Annotated in this window: 13 protein-coding genes and 3 pseudogenes; 6 read left to right on the top strand and 10 right to left on the bottom strand. The window is 66.4% G+C overall.

The window, feature by feature from the left end; translation table 11 throughout:
• Nucleotides 1–14 precede the first annotated feature (14 nt).
• The 6 genes and pseudogenes from ACIO9J_RS41185 to ACIO9J_RS41160 form a co-directional block, all read right to left on the bottom strand.
• Entirely contained in the window at nt 15–1,121 is a 1,107-nt protein-coding gene (locus ACIO9J_RS41185) for a ParB/RepB/Spo0J family partition protein (RefSeq protein ID WP_402010597.1), read from the bottom strand.
• Nucleotides 1,121–1,780: a ParA family protein gene (locus ACIO9J_RS41180; RefSeq protein ID WP_402010595.1), complete on the bottom strand. Its 660-nt coding sequence runs from the start codon at nt 1,778–1,780 to the stop codon at nt 1,121–1,123. Before ACIO9J_RS41180 ends, ACIO9J_RS41185 begins: the two co-directional genes overlap by 1 nt.
• A gap of 500 nt (nt 1,781–2,280) precedes the next feature.
• A pseudogene (locus tag ACIO9J_RS41175) lies at nt 2,281–2,607 on the bottom strand (GNAT family N-acetyltransferase); the annotation flags it as partial.
• Nucleotides 2,608–3,329: 722 nt separating this feature from the next.
• Nucleotides 3,330–3,740 carry a hypothetical protein gene (locus ACIO9J_RS41170; protein WP_402010594.1) on the bottom strand — a complete coding sequence of 137 codons (411 nt, stop codon included), beginning with the start codon at nt 3,738–3,740 and terminating at the stop codon, nt 3,330–3,332.
• A 377-nt stretch (nt 3,741–4,117) separates the two neighbouring features.
• Nucleotides 4,118–5,086 (bottom strand): ParA family protein, encoded by a 969-nt coding sequence (locus ACIO9J_RS41165; RefSeq protein WP_402010592.1) that lies wholly within the window; start codon nt 5,084–5,086, stop codon nt 4,118–4,120.
• Nucleotides 5,087–7,448: 2,362 nt separating this feature from the next.
• Nucleotides 7,449–7,667 carry a hypothetical protein gene (locus ACIO9J_RS41160; RefSeq protein ID WP_402010591.1) on the bottom strand — a complete coding sequence of 73 codons (219 nt, stop codon included), beginning with the start codon at nt 7,665–7,667 and terminating at the stop codon, nt 7,449–7,451.
• 1,093 nt (nt 7,668–8,760) lie between these two features.
• On the opposite strand from ACIO9J_RS41160, the pseudogene ACIO9J_RS41155 reads away from it, so the two are divergent.
• From ACIO9J_RS41155 to ACIO9J_RS41140, 4 genes and pseudogenes are all read left to right on the top strand, one after another.
• Nucleotides 8,761–8,874 (top strand): annotated as a pseudogene (locus ACIO9J_RS41155) (IS5/IS1182 family transposase); the annotation flags it as partial.
• Between the two features lie 612 nt (nt 8,875–9,486).
• The gene (locus ACIO9J_RS41150) at nt 9,487–10,605 is read left to right on the top strand and encodes a bifunctional DNA primase/polymerase (protein WP_402010589.1); all 1,119 of its coding nucleotides are present in this window, start codon (nt 9,487–9,489) and stop codon (nt 10,603–10,605) included.
• Nucleotides 10,602–12,128 carry a phage/plasmid primase, P4 family gene (locus ACIO9J_RS41145; protein WP_402010587.1) on the top strand — a complete coding sequence of 509 codons (1,527 nt, stop codon included), beginning with the start codon at nt 10,602–10,604 and terminating at the stop codon, nt 12,126–12,128. The genes ACIO9J_RS41150 and ACIO9J_RS41145 overlap by 4 nt, the downstream gene beginning before the upstream one ends.
• Entirely contained in the window at nt 12,125–12,526 is a 402-nt protein-coding gene (locus ACIO9J_RS41140; RefSeq protein ID WP_402010586.1) for a DUF6009 family protein, read from the top strand. The genes ACIO9J_RS41145 and ACIO9J_RS41140 overlap by 4 nt, the downstream gene beginning before the upstream one ends.
• A 796-nt stretch (nt 12,527–13,322) precedes the next feature.
• Here ACIO9J_RS41140 and ACIO9J_RS41135 read toward each other — a convergent pair.
• On the bottom strand, nt 13,323–14,378 hold the full coding sequence (locus tag ACIO9J_RS41135; RefSeq protein ID WP_402010584.1) for a hypothetical protein: 1,056 nt from the start codon (nt 14,376–14,378) through the stop codon (nt 13,323–13,325).
• Between the two features lie 225 nt (nt 14,379–14,603).
• Nucleotides 14,604–15,134: a hypothetical protein gene (locus tag ACIO9J_RS41130; RefSeq protein ID WP_402010582.1), complete on the bottom strand. Its 531-nt coding sequence runs from the start codon at nt 15,132–15,134 to the stop codon at nt 14,604–14,606.
• A gap of 145 nt (nt 15,135–15,279) precedes the next feature.
• Between ACIO9J_RS41130 and ACIO9J_RS41125 the strand changes: the two are divergent.
• Nucleotides 15,280–15,797, top strand: a pseudogene (locus tag ACIO9J_RS41125) (IS5 family transposase); the annotation flags it as partial.
• Between the two features lie 69 nt (nt 15,798–15,866).
• Here ACIO9J_RS41125 and ACIO9J_RS41120 read toward each other — a convergent pair.
• Nucleotides 15,867–16,739 carry a class I SAM-dependent methyltransferase gene (locus ACIO9J_RS41120; RefSeq protein ID WP_402010581.1) on the bottom strand — a complete coding sequence of 291 codons (873 nt, stop codon included), beginning with the start codon at nt 16,737–16,739 and terminating at the stop codon, nt 15,867–15,869.
• 272 nt (nt 16,740–17,011) lie between these two features.
• Between ACIO9J_RS41120 and ACIO9J_RS41115 the strand changes: the two genes are divergently transcribed.
• The gene (locus ACIO9J_RS41115; RefSeq protein WP_402010579.1) at nt 17,012–17,935 is read left to right on the top strand and encodes a hypothetical protein; all 924 of its coding nucleotides are present in this window, start codon (nt 17,012–17,014) and stop codon (nt 17,933–17,935) included.
• A gap of 127 nt (nt 17,936–18,062) precedes the next feature.
• Here the strand turns inward: ACIO9J_RS41115 and ACIO9J_RS41110 are convergent, their stop codons facing one another.
• Nucleotides 18,063–18,680: a DUF5753 domain-containing protein gene (locus ACIO9J_RS41110; protein WP_402010577.1), complete on the bottom strand. Its 618-nt coding sequence runs from the start codon at nt 18,678–18,680 to the stop codon at nt 18,063–18,065.
• Nucleotides 18,681–18,695 lie beyond the last annotated feature (15 nt).

The raw sequence follows: 18,695 nt of genomic DNA, 5'->3' as shown, positions 1-18,695 counted from the left end.
GGCACGAGCGATGATCAGCTCGCGACAGCCGGCTCCTGCTGGAGATGCTCGGCGACTTGCTGCGCCAGAGTCTGCAACTGGTCACGGCTCATGTGATTGATGAGCAACCGGGCACAGATTGACCCGTCGGCGTACGGAAAATTCCACCCGCCGCGGTTCTCCTGCGGCAGCGCCTCAGGCACTCGCGGTTCGGGGACGGGATCGGCCTGCGGAGCACGCTCGGTGTCCTTCAGCTCTGCCGCCGTGTCCGGTTCCGCGGCGCTGGGCGCACGAGCAGGTTCCACCGCCGGGGTGGGCGGTGCGGTGGCGATGGGAGTGGCAGCGGCGGCAGCAGGATGGTTTACCGCGGTAAACCGCTCTGCCTTCGACGGGCCCCCCTCAGGCTCGGCCACAGGAACGGGCGTAGGGACGGCCGAGGGCTGTTGCGGGGCGGGGCGGGGCGCCTGTCGTACCGCGGCCCGGCGGGCCAGTTCTTCCTTCCACGCCGCAGCTTGCTGGTCCTGGGGCAGGCCGGCGATGTCGCGCCCCACCCTGATGGACAGCTCGCCCTGACTGACCAACTGCTGCAGAGCCGTGGTCAGCTTGAGGAGCTTGCGCTGCTGGCTGACCCAGCCCTTGGACTTCCCGTAGTGCGCGCCAACCTTGTCGGCCCCGCCGAGCTGCGCAACCATCGTCTCGATGCCCAGAGCGCGCTCGATGGGGTCGAGGTCCTCGCGATCATTGTTCTCGGACAGGACCGCGTCCAGGAAGTCGGCCCGGCTGGCCGCCACTCCCTCGTCATGGACGACGTTCAGGGTCGTCAGGCCCACTGCGCCCGAGGCACGGAATCGGCGTTCCCCGTTGGCGATTACGTAGGCGGCAGCGCCGACGTTCTCCGCTTCCTCCGGCCACAGCTTGAGGTAGCCGGTACGAGAGACGACGACGGCGGGCTGCAGTTGCCGCTTCTTGAGGACCAGACCGAACTCCTTCAGGTCCTCATCGGAGCCGAAGTTGCGGCGGGGGTTGAAGCGGGTGGGCACCAGCTTGTCGAGGCCGAGTGTCAGCAGGAGCGGGTCGCTCTTGCCGGGCACGTCATCGACTTTCTGACCGGCCAGAGTGGCCAGGCTTGTGCGACGTCCCATCAGGCGCCACCTCCATATCCCAGTTCGAGCGCCAGCCGGAAGAAGTCTTCGCGTGCCTCCATGGCTACGCGATTCTTCGCGTACTGCGTGACGACCTTTCCTTCCACCGAGGCCCTGGTGTGGATCTTGTACCGACGGAGTACGGCCTGAGCCCGCGGCCAGCCCTGAGCGTCGATGTAGCCCTTGGTGTCGTCGAGATCAGCAATTCCGTCCCGCGGATCCCAGTTGTTGATGACCACCTTGAACGGGAGGCCGGACGGCTCGATCACCTTCTGGATGGTGCGGGCCGTGGGGTCGAAGGCGAGGCCCTCGGGGGGCATCGGGACGATCACGTCGTGTGCGTACTTGAGGGCTTCCAGGAGAAGGTTCTCGTCCTGGAGGCTGCCGGGGGTGTCGATGAAGACGTGCTTGAGGGAGTCGGACTCCTTGAGTACGTCCGCGGCCACCGCTCCCAGATTGAGCGTGGTGGTGGTCTTGCCGACGCCGCCCTTCTGGTTGGCGATGACATGGACCTTGGCCCCGGTGTCCTTGAGGACCTTGAGGTTCTCGGGAGTCTCGTGCTCCTGAGAGAAATCGAAGGGCAGATCGCTGATCCTGTTCGCCCACCAGACCGTTGAGGCCTGGGGGTCGATGGACACAACGTAGACAGCAGCAGTCATCTGATGCTCCGTATGCTTCCCGTGTGTTCCGGTACTTCGGGCATGAGCATCATTCCAGACCGGCAAGACCGGGAGGTCACAGACACCTCCCATTTCTCCCAATTGAGACAGGAACCACGCCGGTGCCGCTGGTTTACCGCGGTAAACCAGCGCAGCACGGCCGTTGGACCACGGTGCGCGCAACTCGGCTGTTCTGCCTCACGCGTTCTGCGGCACCGCCGCGAGCACTCCCGGGCTATGGCTCGCTCTGTCGCAGCAGTCCAGGCGCCACTTGTTGCCGAATGCAGGCCGACGCGACGGGCCAAGCGGAAGCCGGAGGTCGAGCATGCGGCTCCCCTGTCGTAGACGAGGGGGATGAGCGTAGGGCTGGTGCGCCGGCGAGGTGTCTCCGAAACCCGGTCTGTCGTATCCCCTCTCAAATGATCAGGTACTGCGGCGCGGTGAGCTGAGGCAGCCCGGTTGTTTGCGGGAGCGCCGTATCTGGAGCTCCCGCCCGGTGGTCGATCAGCTCCAGACCATCCAGAACGCTGGAAGGCGTTCGCCATCGGGGCGTTGCCTAGGTCTGTGGACGCGCGGATGCGAGGGACGTCCTGCGCGGCAAGGATGCGAGTGCCTTCGGCGAGGAGGTCGTTGATGTAGCGGTTGCCGCGGTGCGTGGGAAGGGCGGCGATGTAGGCGATGATCGCGTTGTAGCCGTTGTGGGCCGGGAGGACGAACCCCACTGGCTCTCCGTTGGGCAGCGTTGCGATCCGCCACCAGTCTCGTGGGCTTGTGTAGCGGGCCAGCTCGTCTTCGTAGTGCTTGATGGCCGCTTCTTGGGCGGACATCCGGGTGAAAGAAGGTGCCCGTCCGCTCCGGGGTCAGACGCGGTGCACGCCCCGGAAGGACGCAAGCGCGGTGGTCATGGGACTCATTGGCTGATCCCTCCTTTCACTGTCGTGCCCCTCCCCCTTGCGGCAGGGACTCGTTCACAACGTCTATGCGACGCAGATCTGTGCGCAATCCCGTTTCCAATCGACTCGAGCCGCACCAGCCACATCACGGGCACCTGACCCTCACGTCGGACATCATCCAGTCCGACCAACCGGGCCAAGAAGTCGCTGTATCCGTCCCCGCCTCCGTGACCCAAGCAGGCTCTGTGTCCCTCTCTCGACGGTGGGCGCCGGCTGTCTCATCCATCACGGTTGAGGCCGGGGTGCTTCGCCAAGCCCGTCAACTTGGCCAAGACACGGAAGAGGCAACTCTCAGTGGATACGGCTTGGGCTGCCGCATCACGGTCGCCCGCAACGTGGGCCCTGGTCTCGTCGAGGTGGCTCGGGCGGCTGCTCAGCCGCAAAGGTCCTCGCACAGCTCGGTGCGACCCATCGGACGCTGGTTTACCGCGGTAAACCGCGAAGCAGTTCTTGCCCGTCCTTCAGCTCGGTACTCCCCCGAAGTCCTGCCCCTCGTCAAGAACTCATCTGCCCCGGGGAGGCAGGCGGGAGCACCGGTCGACGGATCCTCGCGACAGGCCGCTCTGCCGCACCGGGTGCTCCCCTCCTGGCTCTGGTCAGCGGTTCGTTCGGCGCCCGCTGACGGGCAGGTCCGGCAGGAAGGCGTCCAGAACCGTATCGAGGAACACACTGCGGTTCCCGAACTGGAGCTGCTCTGCGTAGCTGTCGTAGACGGCGAGTTCCTGCCATGACGGGCGGAAGCTCTGCTGGACGGAACCGCGGATGACGCCGCGCTCCACACGCCGGGCGGGGACGTCGCCAAAGAGACCGTCCGGGTCGAGGTCGTCCTCGGTGACAGGTTGCTGGCGGTGCCGGGCTCGCTCACGGAGCTGTGCCCACAGGTCTTCCTTCTTGGCGTGCAGGAAGGCCCGGCGTACGACGACGGCATTGGTCGGCTCGTGGCCCGTCTCCAGGCGTTTCAGTGTCTGGTAGTTCGCGAACCGCTTCCGCACCTGTCCTTCAACCATGATCGTGCACTGGGTTGCCTCATGTGCGCGGTCACCGGTCGAGACGGCTGGAACCTCGACAGGCGTAGTGCTGCTGGGAGCAGCGGGTGGCCGGTCCATGCGCGTTGCCGTGTTCCTGGATGAGGCCGGGACGAAAGGGGGAGATGCCGGCGTGCTCCGGGGGGCCGGCTGAGCGGAGGGCCGCGCGCTGGGCTGCTCCCCTCCCCCACTGTTCGCGCTGTCCACCGGGGCGACCGTGGACTGGGGTTGCCGAGTGCGGGGAGCGAAGGCGGAGTGTGCGGCGCCGGCGTCCAGGGAGAAGGCGTCAAGTGCATCATCCTCGGGCAGGCCGCCGCGTTTGGCCGGCTTGCCGGACTGGGCCGTCGTCTTGCTTTTGCTCATGCTGCGTGGCCTTTCTCCAGTTCGGTGCGGTCAAGTTCCGCCTTCACCTGCAAGACCTCCAGTGCCAGCGATCGATAGTCACCGGCCAGGGCCTTCATCGAAGGCCGCAGCTTGGGATCGACATCGCTGGCTGAGGCCAGCTCCATCGGGAGTCTGCCGTGGGTGCGGCAGACCACAGCGGCCGCTTCGACATGACGGATCGTCTGCTCCATGACTCGAGCGGCGCCGTTGAGATCCTGGGACAGCTGTTCCTTGATCCTTTCCTGTACTCGGGTCGCGGACGAGTTCGTCGCGAAGACCACGACGCCGAGGAGGGCCAGCATCGGGTTGAGGCCACGGGCGTGCGCAAAGCGCCGGGCCACGGTCCGCAAGCCTTTGCGTGAGGACGGATCCGACTTGGACGGGATGAGGACTCTCTCGCCGGCGACCAGCGCCTGGAGTTGCAGCGGCTCGCAGCCGGGGGCGACGTCCAGGATGATGACGTCGTAGTCGTCGCGGACGGCGTCGATCGCGGCGGCGTACATGCCCATCCAAGCAAGCTGGTCTTCGGGGTCGCCGCTCAGTGCGGCCAGGCGCCGCTGGCAGTAGAGCTCTTCGACGACTGCTTCGAGTGCGGATCCACCCGGGACGACGAACAGACCTGGACGCGCCTCTCCGGTCGGTGTCAACGGCTTGCCGTCGAGGATCGCTGCGGCCTGCGCCTGGCCGTCGTCGGCGAGCACCGTGGCGGAGGTGCCCAGGTCCTCGCAGTGGTTGCCCTGCTCATCCATCTCCATGAGCAGCACGCGGAGCCCGGTCTTTGCCAGGGCCGCGGCCAGAGCCGCGGACAGGCTGCTCTTTCCGACACCGCCCTTGCCATTGACGACCACGAGGGTCTTCGCCGCGAACAGGCCTTCGGCCATGAGCTGCATACGGCGACGCAGCGCGGCCTTCACTCCGGTGAGATCGACGAGGTCGAGTCTCACGTCAACTACAGCCACGCACATCACTTCCCATCACATTCCGGACATCATGTGATGATCGAATGTATGAGTGTGCGTGTACTCGTCCAGGGCGACACACGCGATGGCGACGTACGGGTAGGAGGGAATCACCCGGGTGGCCGGACCTGGAGGCGTCTGCTGACACACGACGGCGCACACGACGGCTGACACACCGCCTAGCGTGATGGCTAGCACGATGTCTAGCGTGCTGGCCCGCACGGGCAGCAGTGGCCTGCCTCCTGGAACGCAGACAGCTGCCCTGCTCCGCAGCCTCGTCAAGCGCACGCAGTCAGCTTGAGAGGGCGCGGGGGAGGGGAGGCGGGAAGAGCCACGGAGATCCCTGGCCGCCACCACGCGGCGCCTCCGGCCCGGCGGTCCCGGTGGACGGACGGTGGTGCGCGCCGGTGGACACAGCGGCCGGGGCAAACCCTCTGCCCCGCTGCGGCGGACTGCGGAGGTACCCGGAGCATCGCCGCTCGCGATAGTGCCCGGCGGCGCAGCGGTGCGGGCGCGGAGGCAGCGGGCACGCTCTGTGGAACTGGCGGGCATCGCCTCATCGCCGCGTGTTCAGTTCCCGTATCCGCCGGCGGGAGGGTCAGCCGTGACGGCGCGGGTGTGCTGCGGCATGGAGCATCACGCCGGCTTCCGGCGGTACTGGTACAGGCAGGCTGGTGATCCTCTCAGCTCTGCACTCAGTTCAGGAGCTGTGCCGCTCGTCGCCATGGTGGCACTGCACGCCACGACGTGGTAGACAGCGGCGCCGGCTACCGTGCGGAGGCTGCCTTTGCGGCTGTTCTCGCTGTACGCGAGTGTCTGGTGCGTTCTTCACCGCAGGCAGCCTCCGATGGTGGCGACTGCTTTGGTTCAGTGGCGTGGAGATGGCCGCTGTGGTTGCCAGTGCCGTGTTCTGGCGTCTCACGCTGGTCCAGTTGTACGCGGGAGCTTTCGTCATAGGCTCTGCGCAGGTGATCGGGATGGCGGCCAGGTTGTCGTCTTTCCCGGCCCTGGTCAGCAGGGAATAGCTCGTGGAGGCCCATTCGCAGCTGGCCTCCACGAACACCCTCACCGGGTTCTGCGGGCCCATGCTCGGGGGAGTGCTGATCAGTCTCACCGGAGCGGCACGGGGTCCCGACTCTCGCTGGACGCAGATGCAGGACCGGATGCTGGCCATCGGCCAGTTCGCTGCATTCGGCATCTGGCTCTTGCTTTTGCCCACCGACTACAGCGCCTCTGCCTGGGGCCTGTGCCTGACGCGCGCCCTGAGCACGCTGCTCCTGGTCCGGCCCGCCCCGCGGGAGCATGGCAAGGCATCAGCCCCCTCATGCGTAGGGGGTGCCCTGCGGGAGACCCCAGCCGCAGATCGAGACCCGGGCCCAGGGGCAGGCCTCTGGGCCCGGCACCGGACATTCAGGGCACGGAGCCGGTCCTGGGTTTTTGCGTCGCCATCAGGTCGGGTGAGGCGGAGCAAGGTTGCTCGGCGCCCCGCCTGAGAACACCGGACGGGGCTGATTGGTTAGCGAAGAGACAGTCGTTCCGGCTGCGTTGAACGTGTCCCCGATGGGAGGGCGTCTAGACGACAGGACAGCCAAGGGCATCGGTGACAACGGGTGTCCCGTATGCCACACAGGTGCGCCAGGACCATCACATCCAACTAGCGGGCGGCCGCTGGCGCAGTGCGTCTGACAGCGCCGCGAACTCGTCGATCTGCCTCAGCGGCGTGGCACAGGCACTCTCTGGAGACAGCTCCATGGCCCCAAAGGCGGCCGCGCCCAGACCTTGGAAGCTGCCCGAGGGAGGAGTATCGTCTAAGACTCTGCCGCACATCCTCACTCCTGAGATGGTCTCCGCCCCCACCCACACCAGCAACAACAAACGGAATACGTCGTTAACCGCACGCTGCGCATCGGCAGAGCTGTGCGAGGTCCGGGCGTAGGAGCGGCATACCGCTCCTCGAAGTCCTTGAAGTATCTGGGTCGCTGACAGTCCTGAAGATCCCTCGGGACACATCCGATGATCCAGGTAGGGCGTTTGTTCGCCTCAAGGGCAGCTAGCACCCACAGTCCACGAATAGCGTCGATTGATTCCCTCGGCCGGAGCGCCTGCAGCAGGCCTTGGACTATCGTCCAACTCGGGGAGTGGTCCGCAGCCCGCAACAGCTCACTGATCTTCGAGCGCGGCCAACCGGTTTTAAGCTGGTCGATGGTCATACCGCTGGTCTGGTATGCCTCCCGTAACGGCTGGAGCCAGGCTCGGTGAGTGGGCCCAGTACCAGGGATGATCGGACCTAGTCTGCGGCCCTGGCGTGCTCGCACCGGCCCGCTCAACCTAGGCGGCATTGGTGTGGTCACGCCACCTGCTCCTCATCATCATCCATCGGCCTGTCGGCAACACGACGCGCATCGGCATGCTGACTGTGCGCCTGAAGAATCTGCTGGACACCCAAGACGATCGACGGGATAAGCGTGATCACTGCTGCGATGGTCTGTCCCATCGCGGTCATCACCACGCAGAGCGCAGCGAGCGATAAGAGCGCTGTCACGACAACAACCGTTCTGCTGGCCATGGGCTTCCTCTAACTTCAGTACCGGATCTGAGAGTCGACGGCTCCTTGGACTACTGCAGAAGTCGGGCCCCAGCATGGACTTAACGTCGTCGGCAATGCATCGGTATCAAAAATCCAGGAACAAAAGACGCTCCCGGCGAAGCCGACACACTGCTCGTTCTGGATGACGCCCATCGAGTTGCGTGAGCAGGCTTGTTCGGCGCACGGTGGGGCCCCGCCGCAGTCTGCGTAGGCCACCTTGTCCTGGAAGGCTTACGGAGCAGGAATCCCGGCTCTCAGGGCAAGAAGAGGGAGCGGGCGGTCTGGAGGTGCTTGCCTGCCGAGCTGAGGGCACGGACCAACGAAGGGCCAGGCACCGGCACTGTGCACAGGCGTCAGAAGGAGTGTCCCTCCCAGCCAACGTAGGTAGCGGCCCTGGGCACTCATCCAAGTGCTCAGCGGGGGAGTCAAGCAGGAAAAACGGAGCTGCGGCTCGGACCTCAGAGCTGTCCCGTTAGGGGGGCAGCGCTCGTTGTGCCTCCCTGCCTCTAACTCAAGCGGCCCCCAACCCTGCTTGTTCGGTTCCCCGAAGCCTTAAGGAGTTGATCAACGGACGCAAAGATGGAGGGGGTGTCGGAGAACAGGGGGAGCACAGTGAGTCACAGTGGCGTTAACAGGAGCGGCGGGCTCCATCGGTTCAGTGGTGCGTGAGGCACTGCGACATGAGACGGCACCCCCCCTGACGGCCTCTACGGGGTGAGCAAAGTGCCCATCGAGGCCCTTGGGCAGTTGTACGCCGACAAGTTCGGTCTGTAGGTGATCTGCCTGCGCATCGGCAGCTGAGCCCATGCCCACCGAGCCCAGGCACCTGGCGACCTGGCCGAGCCCGCGCGAGGCCGTCGGATACATCCGGGCCGCCCTGCCCACACCGTCCTCCACCCGCTTCGTCACGGCGTACGCCATGTCCGCCAACAACCGCCGCTTCTGGCGACTCCCCGATGTGACGAAACGAAACTGGCCTACGTCCCCCTCGACGACGAAGCAGCTCACGCTGCGGAGATTCCCGGAGATCTTCCGGCCGATCCGGCCGGAGTCCAGGCCGGCCGATACGCCGATCACGGCCTCGGAATCGTCCTGGATAAGCCCGTTCACTGGGCTGCGCCCTCACCAGTTCGGGAGGCCGGTCGCCGCGTACTGGCGCACCAACCTCACTCTGCGACGGCCCGCTGGGTACCAGCGGATCCTGCGCAGCTGGCCCAGCCCATCGCGGAAAGCTTGCGCCACCTCAGCGACTGAAGCGACTCTCATTCGGGCACAACGCCGCGCCGAGCGGCAGCCGTTCGCAATGCATGTGGTTGGGTCGCTTCGGTCGCTTGCGTCGCTGGCCTGTTGGGCGCAAGCGAGCGCCCAACAGGCCTCAAAACAAGCGAACTGAACGGCCCAGCGACTGGAAAAAACTTCGGTCGCTGCGACCCAGATTGCACATAAGTGCAGGTCAGAGCTATGAAGTTCAGGGATCAGCGACTGAAGCGACTCTGGTTGGAGTATGGGAAGACATTACCCGGGCGCGCGCGTGAGCCGTATATAGGAAGCTTCAGTCGCTTCAGTCGCTGTTTGCTGTAGCGTGGGCGCCTTGACCTGGGGTTTTCTCTTCGAGCTTTGCCAGCGACCGAAGCGCCTCTGGTCGCTGGCCACCGAGTTCGGTCGCTGAGGGGATAGGCATTTGGTCTCATCATCGACACGGCCGGAGACTCTCCGCATGGGCTCCGCTCTCTAGTGCGGATCGTTCGCTAATCTATGTCCGTCGTTGAGTCGCTTCAGTAGCTGATAGGGGAAGTACATGCCTGCTGAGCTGCGTTTTCCTCGCAGCGACTCACAGCAGCTGCCCCTGGAGTCTTCGGTCGCTGCCCAGTCGCTCGCCACAGCCAGGAAGTGTGCGGCCCGCGGCTGGCCTGTCCATCCCCTTGCCCCAGGCAGGAAGACCCCGGCAGCCAACTGTGAGAACTGCCGTCTCAAGGACCATGCGCGGGCCAACTGCCGGTGCCTGCCCGAGGGACGCTGGTGCCACGGATTTCATGCCGCAACCCTCGACCCCGCGCGCATCACACAGTGGTGGGGACCCAGGCCCGAGCTCGGCGTAGGAGTGGCCTGTGGCAGGGCTGGTCTGGTGGTTATCGACATCGACGCTCACCAGGTCCAGATCCCTTCCCGGGACCGGCTCCTGCCAGGGATCCACATCGGTGATCACATCGACCTCACGGGGCTGGCCAGCGGCTTCCATACTCTGGCGGTCCTGGCCGCGCTCCGCGGCATGCCGAACCCAGCCACCGACCCTTCGACGCTCCGCGTCCGTACCCCCTCAGGCGGCCTTCACATCTGGTACCGAACCGACCCGGCCCTTGGCTGGCAGTGCTCGACCGGCTCCGGCCGTGCCCGCGCGCTGGCCTGGCAGGTTGATGTCCGTGCTCACGGCGGTTACATCATCGCCCCAGGGACCACGACGAGTTCAGGCACCTACACCCCTCTCGAGGGAGCCGAGCAACCTGCCCAGCTTCCCGGGTGGCTCGCTATCGAGCTCGAACGCACCGGCCACCGCTCACCCAGTACTGCGGCGGTGCCGGCACCTCGTCCCGTTCCGCCCCGCGCCCGTCAGGCCGTGTTGGCTGCAGGCGGCAGCCGGGCCAGCGTTGAGCGCACCTTGAACTCCGCGCTCGAAGACGTCGCCGCCTGCGGCCAAGTCGCCCAAGGCGCAGGCTTCTCCGACCGGCTCAACCGGGCCGCCTACACCCTGGGCGGCCTCATCGCGGCAGGGTCTCTGCCCCGTGACGCCACTGAACGCGCCCTCCTGGACGTCGCGGCTGCCGCGCGTCCAGGCCAAGACTCCCGCATCGCTCAGATCCTCCGCAGTGGCCTGGAGGCCGGCATGCAGCGTCCCCTCTACCCGGGGAGGTGCCCATGACAGCGTCCGATGAACCTGGAGTGCTGTTCGACTTCGACCCCGAAGCCGTCGCCGCGCAGATCCGTGCACAGGCGGCGCCTGCGGCCCTGCCCGCCCAAGTCACCAGCGCACCCGGCCCGGCAGCATTCGGGGGAGAGGCGACCGCTGCCGGTCTGCTGCCGGACACCCTCACCGACCGCGGCAACGCCAAGCTGTTCGTCAAGCTGTACGGCACGGACTACCGTCATGTCCCAGGCCTTGGCTGGTATCGCTGGCAGGGGACCCGCTGGCAGCCTGACGAGGACGACACCGTCGTCTGGGCCGCCGGGGACCTCGCCGAGTCTTTTGCCACCACTGACCGCCGCGGCAAGTTCAGCGACTCAGCCCTGACCAAGCACATCCGGCGGGCCATGAGTACCTCCGGCATCAACGCCATGCTCTCCCAGGCCAAAGCCGCCCCGGGCATGGTGCTCAATGCCAACTCCCTGGACGGCGACCCCTACGTCCTGTGCACTCCCGCAGGGATCGCCGACCTTCGCACCGGCCTGCTGCGCACCCCCGACCCGAACAAGGACTTCCACTCCCGTTCCACTTCCGTCGGCCCGCAGCAGGGCCCCATCCCGCGCTGGCAGCGCTTCTTGACCGACACCTTCGGTGACGACCCCGAAGGCCTGGAAATGATCAACTTCCTGCAGCTGCTGCTCGGTTACTCGGCCACCGGAGACGTCGGCGCGCAGGTTATGCCCTTCCTCTTCGGCTCGGGAAAGAACGGCAAGTCAGTCCTTCTGGACGTCATGATGAAACTTCTGGGTGATTACGCCGACGCGGCGCCGCCCGGCTTCCTTATGGCACGCCCCTTCGAGGGACACCCCACCGACCTCGCCGAACTCCATGGCCGCCGCGTATACGTCTGCTCTGAGGTCAAGCCCGGCGACAAGTTCGACGAGGGTCGTGTCAAGCACCTCACCGGCGGCGACCGCATCAAGGCCCGCCGCATGCGCCAGGACCCGTTCTCCTTCACCCCGACGCACAAGCTATGGCTCCTGGCCAATCACCGGCCTGAAGTCGGCACCGGCGGCTTCGCGTTCTGGCGCCGCATGCGCCTGATCCCCTTCGAGAAGGTCGTTTCCGATGACCGCAAGATCGACAATCTGGCCGACATCCTCGTCACCGAGGAAGGCCCGGGTATCCTGGGCTGGGTCATCGAGGGCGCCCGCCGCTACCTCGCCGGAGACAAAGACCTCACCGGGCCCGCTCGCGTTCGCATCGCCACCACTGCGTACGCGGAGACCGAGGACCACATCGGCCGTTTCTTCGAGGAGTGCTGCCTTCTCACTCCCGAGTCCCGAGCTGAGCAAGCCCGGCTGTATGCCGAGTACAAGACCTGGTGCCAGAATGAAGGTGCACCGGTCATCTCCTCCCGCGCGTTCGCCGCACGCGCCCGCGAGCTGGTCGGTCTGGCCTCGCCCAAGGAGATGATTCTGTCCAATTCGCGGAAGTATTACCCGGGCATCGGACTGCTGGCGGACGAGGAGAGGGCATGAGCTCCCTGATCACTGAGGACGAGATCCGGCACGAGTGTGAGCTCGTCTGGCTTGAGGACGTCACCGGCCTGGACTACGTACGCCAGAGCCTGGACCGACTGCCCACCCGCCGGGGCAAACCCGCCTACCACCGTGGCGGACGCATGGTCGGCTACGCGATCCTCGCCCCCCAGGCCAAAGCCTCTCGCTCCTCGGGCACCTTTCGCCGCCGCGTGTTCTGGCTGCTGCCGCATGACCGCGACACCGAGCCCGAGGGCCTCTACGAAACCGGAGCTCCTGCCGAAGCGGTCGACCCGCGGACTCTGGAAGCCGGAACCAAGGGGTACAAGACCGAACGCTCCGAAGGCGGTCCACCATCGACCGCGATGCAGGAGCTGGGTATAACCCTGCCGCTCTGACGCCGTGCCACGGGGGTGCGTCTGCCGAGGCCTCGCTTCCACCAGCCCGGGGCCGGGGGACGGCCTGCGTTCCCGTTCTCCGGCCGGCGCAGACGCAGGCCCTGGCGCGTGGGCCATGGCCAGGAGCATGCGGATGGATACATGAATGGTTTTTCAACGGTCAGCGATGGGCTCTGGCAGCGATCACGGGGAAGTCGTCACGGTCGGTGATGTGTGGCTCTGTCGGTGGTTCAGCAGCACTCCAAGGTCTACGTTCGGTGGACTCGGTCATGCCGCGTGCTCGATGATCGGCTGGTGGAGAGAAACATTGATCTTGACCGAGCGGCAGCGCAGATTGTTGCTCGTCGGCAAGGTTGGACGGACGGTGGTCTTGTGACCGGTCCGCTCACTTGGCGGGATGAGGCCGCGGCATGGCCGCAGCCTCTCGAAGAGGATCGTTCACGGGTAGAAGATCCCGACTCGGTCGGGGTCCGCATTACGGGTCAGGCGGACGCTGAACTTTTTGTGGTGCTGTTCCGAGGCGGCTGGGTTGATGTGGACTTCCTTGCGGAACGTGCCGACGCACTAGTGAGCGAGACGCCAGATGCCACCTCGCCCCAGATGTTCGGGGAGCTCCTCGACGACTACGTGTCCCGGGCGTTCGGGCTGTCGAGGTCGGGGCCTTCCTCAGCTCTCGGCTGTTGCCGGTCGCGTACGCCCGCTGCACCGACCGACTCGGCGCACTCCTGAATGTCGTCAGCTCACCCTCTCCGTCTCCGTATGGGGCCGACCGCTGGCTCGAGCGCGGGTCGGCCTTCTAGAGGAGCTTCACGTTCGTGCACCCGTGTCGGGCCGCGGACCGCTCGGCGAAGTCTCGCAGGGCTGTGCGGGCGTAGCGACGCTGCGGTTCGGTGTCGTCGTGGGTGCGGTGGTTGATGGTGAAGACGGCCTGTCGCGGGGAGCCGGGGCAGGCTGCCTCGGCCCGGTACAGGAAGTCCGACAGCAGCGGGGTGATCGCGCGGAGTTTCTTCGAGGTGTACGTCTTGAGTCGCTGGTCATCGGCGAAGGTGCCGTAGTAGGCCGACAGGCGGAACAGAGGACGGTCCTTGGTGTCGACCAGCAGGCAGTCCTCGACCGGCGCGTGGCCCGCAGAGGTCCCGTGAGCACGCGTGATCAGCCAGGCCGGCCTGACGCCCGCGCACGTGCCCCGCGTCTCGTCCAGGGGCGGCGCATCCGGGTACTCTTCCCGGCCGTGGTCCAGCGGTTCGACCCGCTCGATGCGTCCGCCGAGGCGGGCGTCACAGCCGTACTTGTGGGCGGCAGCCTGCGCGGTCTGCGTCGCGAACCGGGCCAGCCGCACACGCTGGGCCGCCTCCTTGTACGTACGCGAACCCGGACTCGTCACGAACACCGACAGGCTGTCCCCGGCGCGCGGCCCCGTCTTGTTCCGGCAGTCGAGGAGAACGGTGGCCGCAGCGTCCTCGTCCTTGGGGTTCATCATGCCCGGCCAGCCCGCGCCGATCGGCACCGGCAGCACAGCGGTGGGGGAGTTGGCCTTCCGGCCGGAAAGAACATGCGGACCCCACGCCTGGGAACGCCACTCCATCCGGACCACCGCCCGGTCGCTGTACCCGTCAGACGCCCCATCGAGCCAGCAGATGACCGGCGGACTGGCCCCGTCCGGAGACTTGCGTTCCCCGACCGTGTGTTCCGTCTCGCCGGTGACGTCATCGGCGCCGAGCAGTGCGGGCACCTGATCGACGGGCACGGTGCCATCACACGCATCGGCCACGGACTGCTCATCGCGCCATCGGTCGTAGCCGCCGCCGAGGAAGAACCAGCCCGCCCCCACGGCCATGACCGCCGCCAGCACAGCGGCACCGTAGCGCACACCCCGATGCCGTATCAGCTCTGCCCAACCCCGCACTCTAGAACCCCCGTTTGGTTGTGGTGATCTTGGCTGTGGTGATCGCGCGGGCGACAGTATCAGCGGCCCGGATGCTCACCGCCTGAGCAGCAGGGTGGTGAGGGATCCGCTACACGTTGCCCGTTGTGTGGGTGATCGTCGCCCTGTGCGTCTCGCGATCCCTGGGGCCGGTCACCACACGTCGATGGACCAGATGTCGCCTGCCTGGTGCCCGTCCGGGTCAGGATCCCCTGATTCGTAGGGGTCGGGGTCGACGATGACGTGGATACGGGCGGCGGACTCGGATACGCGGCAGCGATCCATGTCTCGCGACGTGTTGCTCTTGTCGCGCTCGATCGTGTGCCCCAGGGCCAGGACGGCGACGTGCAGTTCTTTGAAGGCGACTCGGGGTGCGCAGGGCCCGTAGTGCCGCGCGAGCGGTGGCGGCACGGTGTTCGGGGACCGGTCGTACAGCAACCGCTGGATCTTCACGCCGAAACCGAAGCAGGACATGTGCCCCTGGAGCTCTGGCTGATCCGGCAAGAAGTTGATTTCCACGAGTCCGTAGTCCCGTCGCAGCAGACCGCCCCCGGGAACATCGAGGAACTCGGCTCCCAAGGCGGCTCCCAAGGCGGCTTCCCAGTCGTCAGGGGTGGCGCCGAGCCCGGCACCGAGTACGTCGCCGCGGGTGGTGACTTGGGCATAGAAGTCCAGAGCGGACACCCGCCGACCTCCCTCAGCTGTACAAACAGAGCGCCCGAACCATAACAACAGCGTTCTGAGCAGGATCGGAACTCCACCCTCACGTACAGGAGTTCGCGGACGGCACGGCGCAGCAGCCGAACTCGTGCCGGTGGTCCAGCGCCGACTCGACCTCTCTAGGGCTGCCGTCGACTCCAGCCATATCCGGGCGATGAAGGGTGGGCCGGCCACCGGCCCGTCCCCGGTGGATCGAGGCAAGACCGGTAGCAAGCACCACGTCATCGTCGAGGCCCACGGAATCCCGCTGGCCACGATCACCACCGGCGGCAACCGTAACGACGTGACTCAACTGATTCCGCTGAGCGAGGCCGTGCCGCCGATCCGCGGCAAGCGCGGCCAACCGCTACGGCGGCCCAGGCATCTGTTTGCCGACCGCGGCTACGATCACGACCCTTACCGCGACCGGGTGCGCAGGTTTGAGATCACCCCGCATATCGCCCGGTGCGGCATCGAACACGGCTCCGGCCTGGGCGTCTACCGCTGGTCGTGGAGGGCACGATCGCGCTGCTGCACTGGTTTCGCCGCTTGCGCATCCGCTGGGAGATCCGCGACGACATCCACCATGCCTTCGTCACCCTCGGCTGTGCCCTCATCTGCTGGCGACGGCTGAAATTGGCGCAGTGACTCGTGTCGCCGTGGCCCACAGGTCTTCGCGTTCGTCATGGTGTTCTGCTGGACCGCTGCGGATGCGGGTCACGGCGAGCCTTGGGCGCGTTGAGCGGTGTAGGTGACCGTTAGGCGCGGGTCTGCGACCTGGCCGCCGAGCTCGTCGACGAGCGAACCGAGGCGAGTGAGGAACTCTTCGCGGTCGGGCGCGGAGAGCTCCGCGATGTTCGGGAACGTGGACCACTGATCCCGTGCGGTCTGCGAGGTCAGGATCTGCTCCCATTCGATGATCTCGACGGAGACGTTGTCGAAGTAGCCGCCCGTGGTCAACTGGCTGCGCCACCGGTCGGTGTCGAGGACGTGCGAGCGACTGTCCCGGTAGCCGGTCTCGGCAGGCAGCAGGTCTTGGTAGACCTCGTCGAGCCGGTCGCGGAAGAGCGTCGGCCGCTTGACGTCGCCGAAGTTGTTCCACCACGCCGCCAGCCAGCCGCCCGGACGCACCAACCGGGCGATTTTCGCGGTCGACGTGGCCGGGTCGAGCCAATGCAGCGCTGTCGCCGCCGCCGCGAGGTCGAACCCGCCTGGCAGGTCTACAGCCTCGAAGTCACTGACGAGGACCTCCAGCCGGTCACACGCATGATCGGCGACAAGGATCGCGGCCAGGCTTTCGCCGGGCTCGACCGCGACCACGTGCGCGCCGGCCGCCAGCAGCGGCTCGGTGGCCAGGCCCGTACCGGCACCGATCTCGAGCACCCGCGCACCGGGCCGCAGCCCGCAGCGCTCTGCCAACAGGTCGAAGACCGCGTCCGGGTACCGTGGTCTGCCTCGTTTATAGGTCAGCGCATCAGCGTTGAACGACATCCGGCGAGCTGCGCGCGTCGTGTCAGCCACCATCGATCGCTCGGCGGTGACACCATCCTGAGCAGCTCCGGTGTCGAGGTCAGATTCTTGATCGTCCACTTCGGCAGTCTGCCAGCTACTCCTTACGGGACCACAGGATTTTCGCCCTGGGTACCCTGCGCAGCGGGGAGCCACAGGTGGTCGCGAAACCTCGTGATGCTGCACAGCAATGTCGCGCCTATTCGTTGCGATTCGTTAGGCGGCCCCATGGGCACGGCGCGGGTTGGCGGCGTGAACTGCGCATGTTCTGCAAAGTTTTAGACTGGTGATCCGTCTCGCGTAGCGTGCTGGCGTTCAATTCTTTTCCGCAGCAGAGACGGAGTCATCTGACGATGCCGATATGGCAGCCCGCCCCTGGCGAGATCCTCCTCGCCCGCGACTCGATCGTCTTCGCGAGCGGCACCGCCAAGCCCGTCGAGGGCATGCGCTGGTTCCGTGACACCGAGCGCAAAGACATCCAGCACGAGTTGAGCGGGCAGGCGGGCTGGCCCGAAGGCCCCACCTACACCTTGATTCCGCCGACGCCCAAACAGGCCGCCCGTACGGCGGGACGTTTCGGACTGGGGGTACTGGGCGCTGCCGTTGTGGTCGCGCTCGGCGCGATCCTCGGCGACCTGGGGGGTACCGGGCCGGGCGCGGGCCACGATCCCGGGCGCCCCCGGGTACGGGAGGACGAGGTTGATGATTTCCCCGTCCTGTGGGGCGCTCCCGGCGCCCTGGCCCGCACTCTGCCCTGGCAGCTGGATCCCGCACGACGCCCTGCCGGATACGGGACGCACGCGATCGTCACCGACCGCCGCATCGTCATCGTCGGGCTCCCTGACGGCGATCCGGGCAAGGACGAGGAGGTCCTGTGGGAAGTAGGCCGCGAGCGCATCGCCCGGGTGGAGCGGATGCGGTACAGCGAAGTCCTGGGCGACGTAAAGATCACGTTCACCGATGGTTCGTGGTGCCGGCTCGCGCCGCCGCGGCTCCGCATCGGGTGGACGATCCTGCGCCACCTGGCCCACCCCACGGACCTGCTTCATCCCTCTGAGATGACACCGCGCCAGCGCAAGTACGTCCAGAAGTGCGCCGCGCAGACCCTTAACGCTGACCCAGCCCGGGAGCCGGTGGTCACCCGCCGTCCCAGCGGTAGATTCCTCGTCGAGGTCACCACGAAGGAACCCGTCGAAGGGGATTACGGGATCGTCAAGGACTACTGGCACATGAGCAAACGAGGCCGCCGCGGCGCCATCAGACGCGACGACCTCTGACTGACTGTGTGGTCCGGGGTTGGGGTTTTGCTCCGGCTGGCTGTGTTCCGCGCCCGTTGGGGCTGCTTTCGCCAGTGAGGTGGCGGCTGTGGATATCCCCGTCACACGGCGGTGTGACCTCCCGCCGTCAGGTCCTCAAATACTCCAGTTCAGCGCGCACGACCGCCTTGGCGTCTTCGCCGTAGACGGCTGACCGTTCCAGGAAGCTGAAGGCCCTCTGGTAGCGCTGCACCTGCGCCTCGTCCGTGTACGTGGGCGACTCCCCGTACAGCTCGACCTCCACGCGCTTGCCGTCGAAGATGCCGAAGCTGTTACCCGGGAAGACGGAGAGCTCGGCGTGGCTCGGGATGATTCCGAGTGTGACTCCAGGGAGCTCGAACGATTCCAGGATTCGCTGGAGCTGCCCCCTCATGACGTCGTGGCCGCCGATGTTTGAGCGGAGGGCCTGCTCTCCAAGGAGAGTCGTGTAAGTGCGCCCGTCCTTGCCGAACAGATCGGCCCGCGCGGTTCGGGCCCTGACGCCGTCCTCGATGTCCCGCGGACTCTGTAAGAAGTCCACCACGATGGTGAGCATCGCTCGCACGTACTCAGGGGTCTGAATGTTGCCCCAGACCACGTCGGGGCAGTAGTGCTTGGTCTCCCTGGTCTGCTTCACCAGGTCGAGGAACGCTTCCTGTGTCGGCCCCATGCCTTCCTGGTGCAGCTCGTCCCACGTCTTACGCGCGGTTGTGTCGTTCTCCGGCACGGCAATCCTCCTAAG

The sequence above is a fragment of the Streptomyces sp. NPDC087300 genome (assembly GCF_044744425.1).
Lineage (GTDB): Bacteria > Actinomycetota > Actinomycetes > Streptomycetales > Streptomycetaceae > Streptomyces.
Note: the sequence above shows the minus strand (reverse complement) of the source record. Positions and strands in the feature narration are given on the sequence as shown.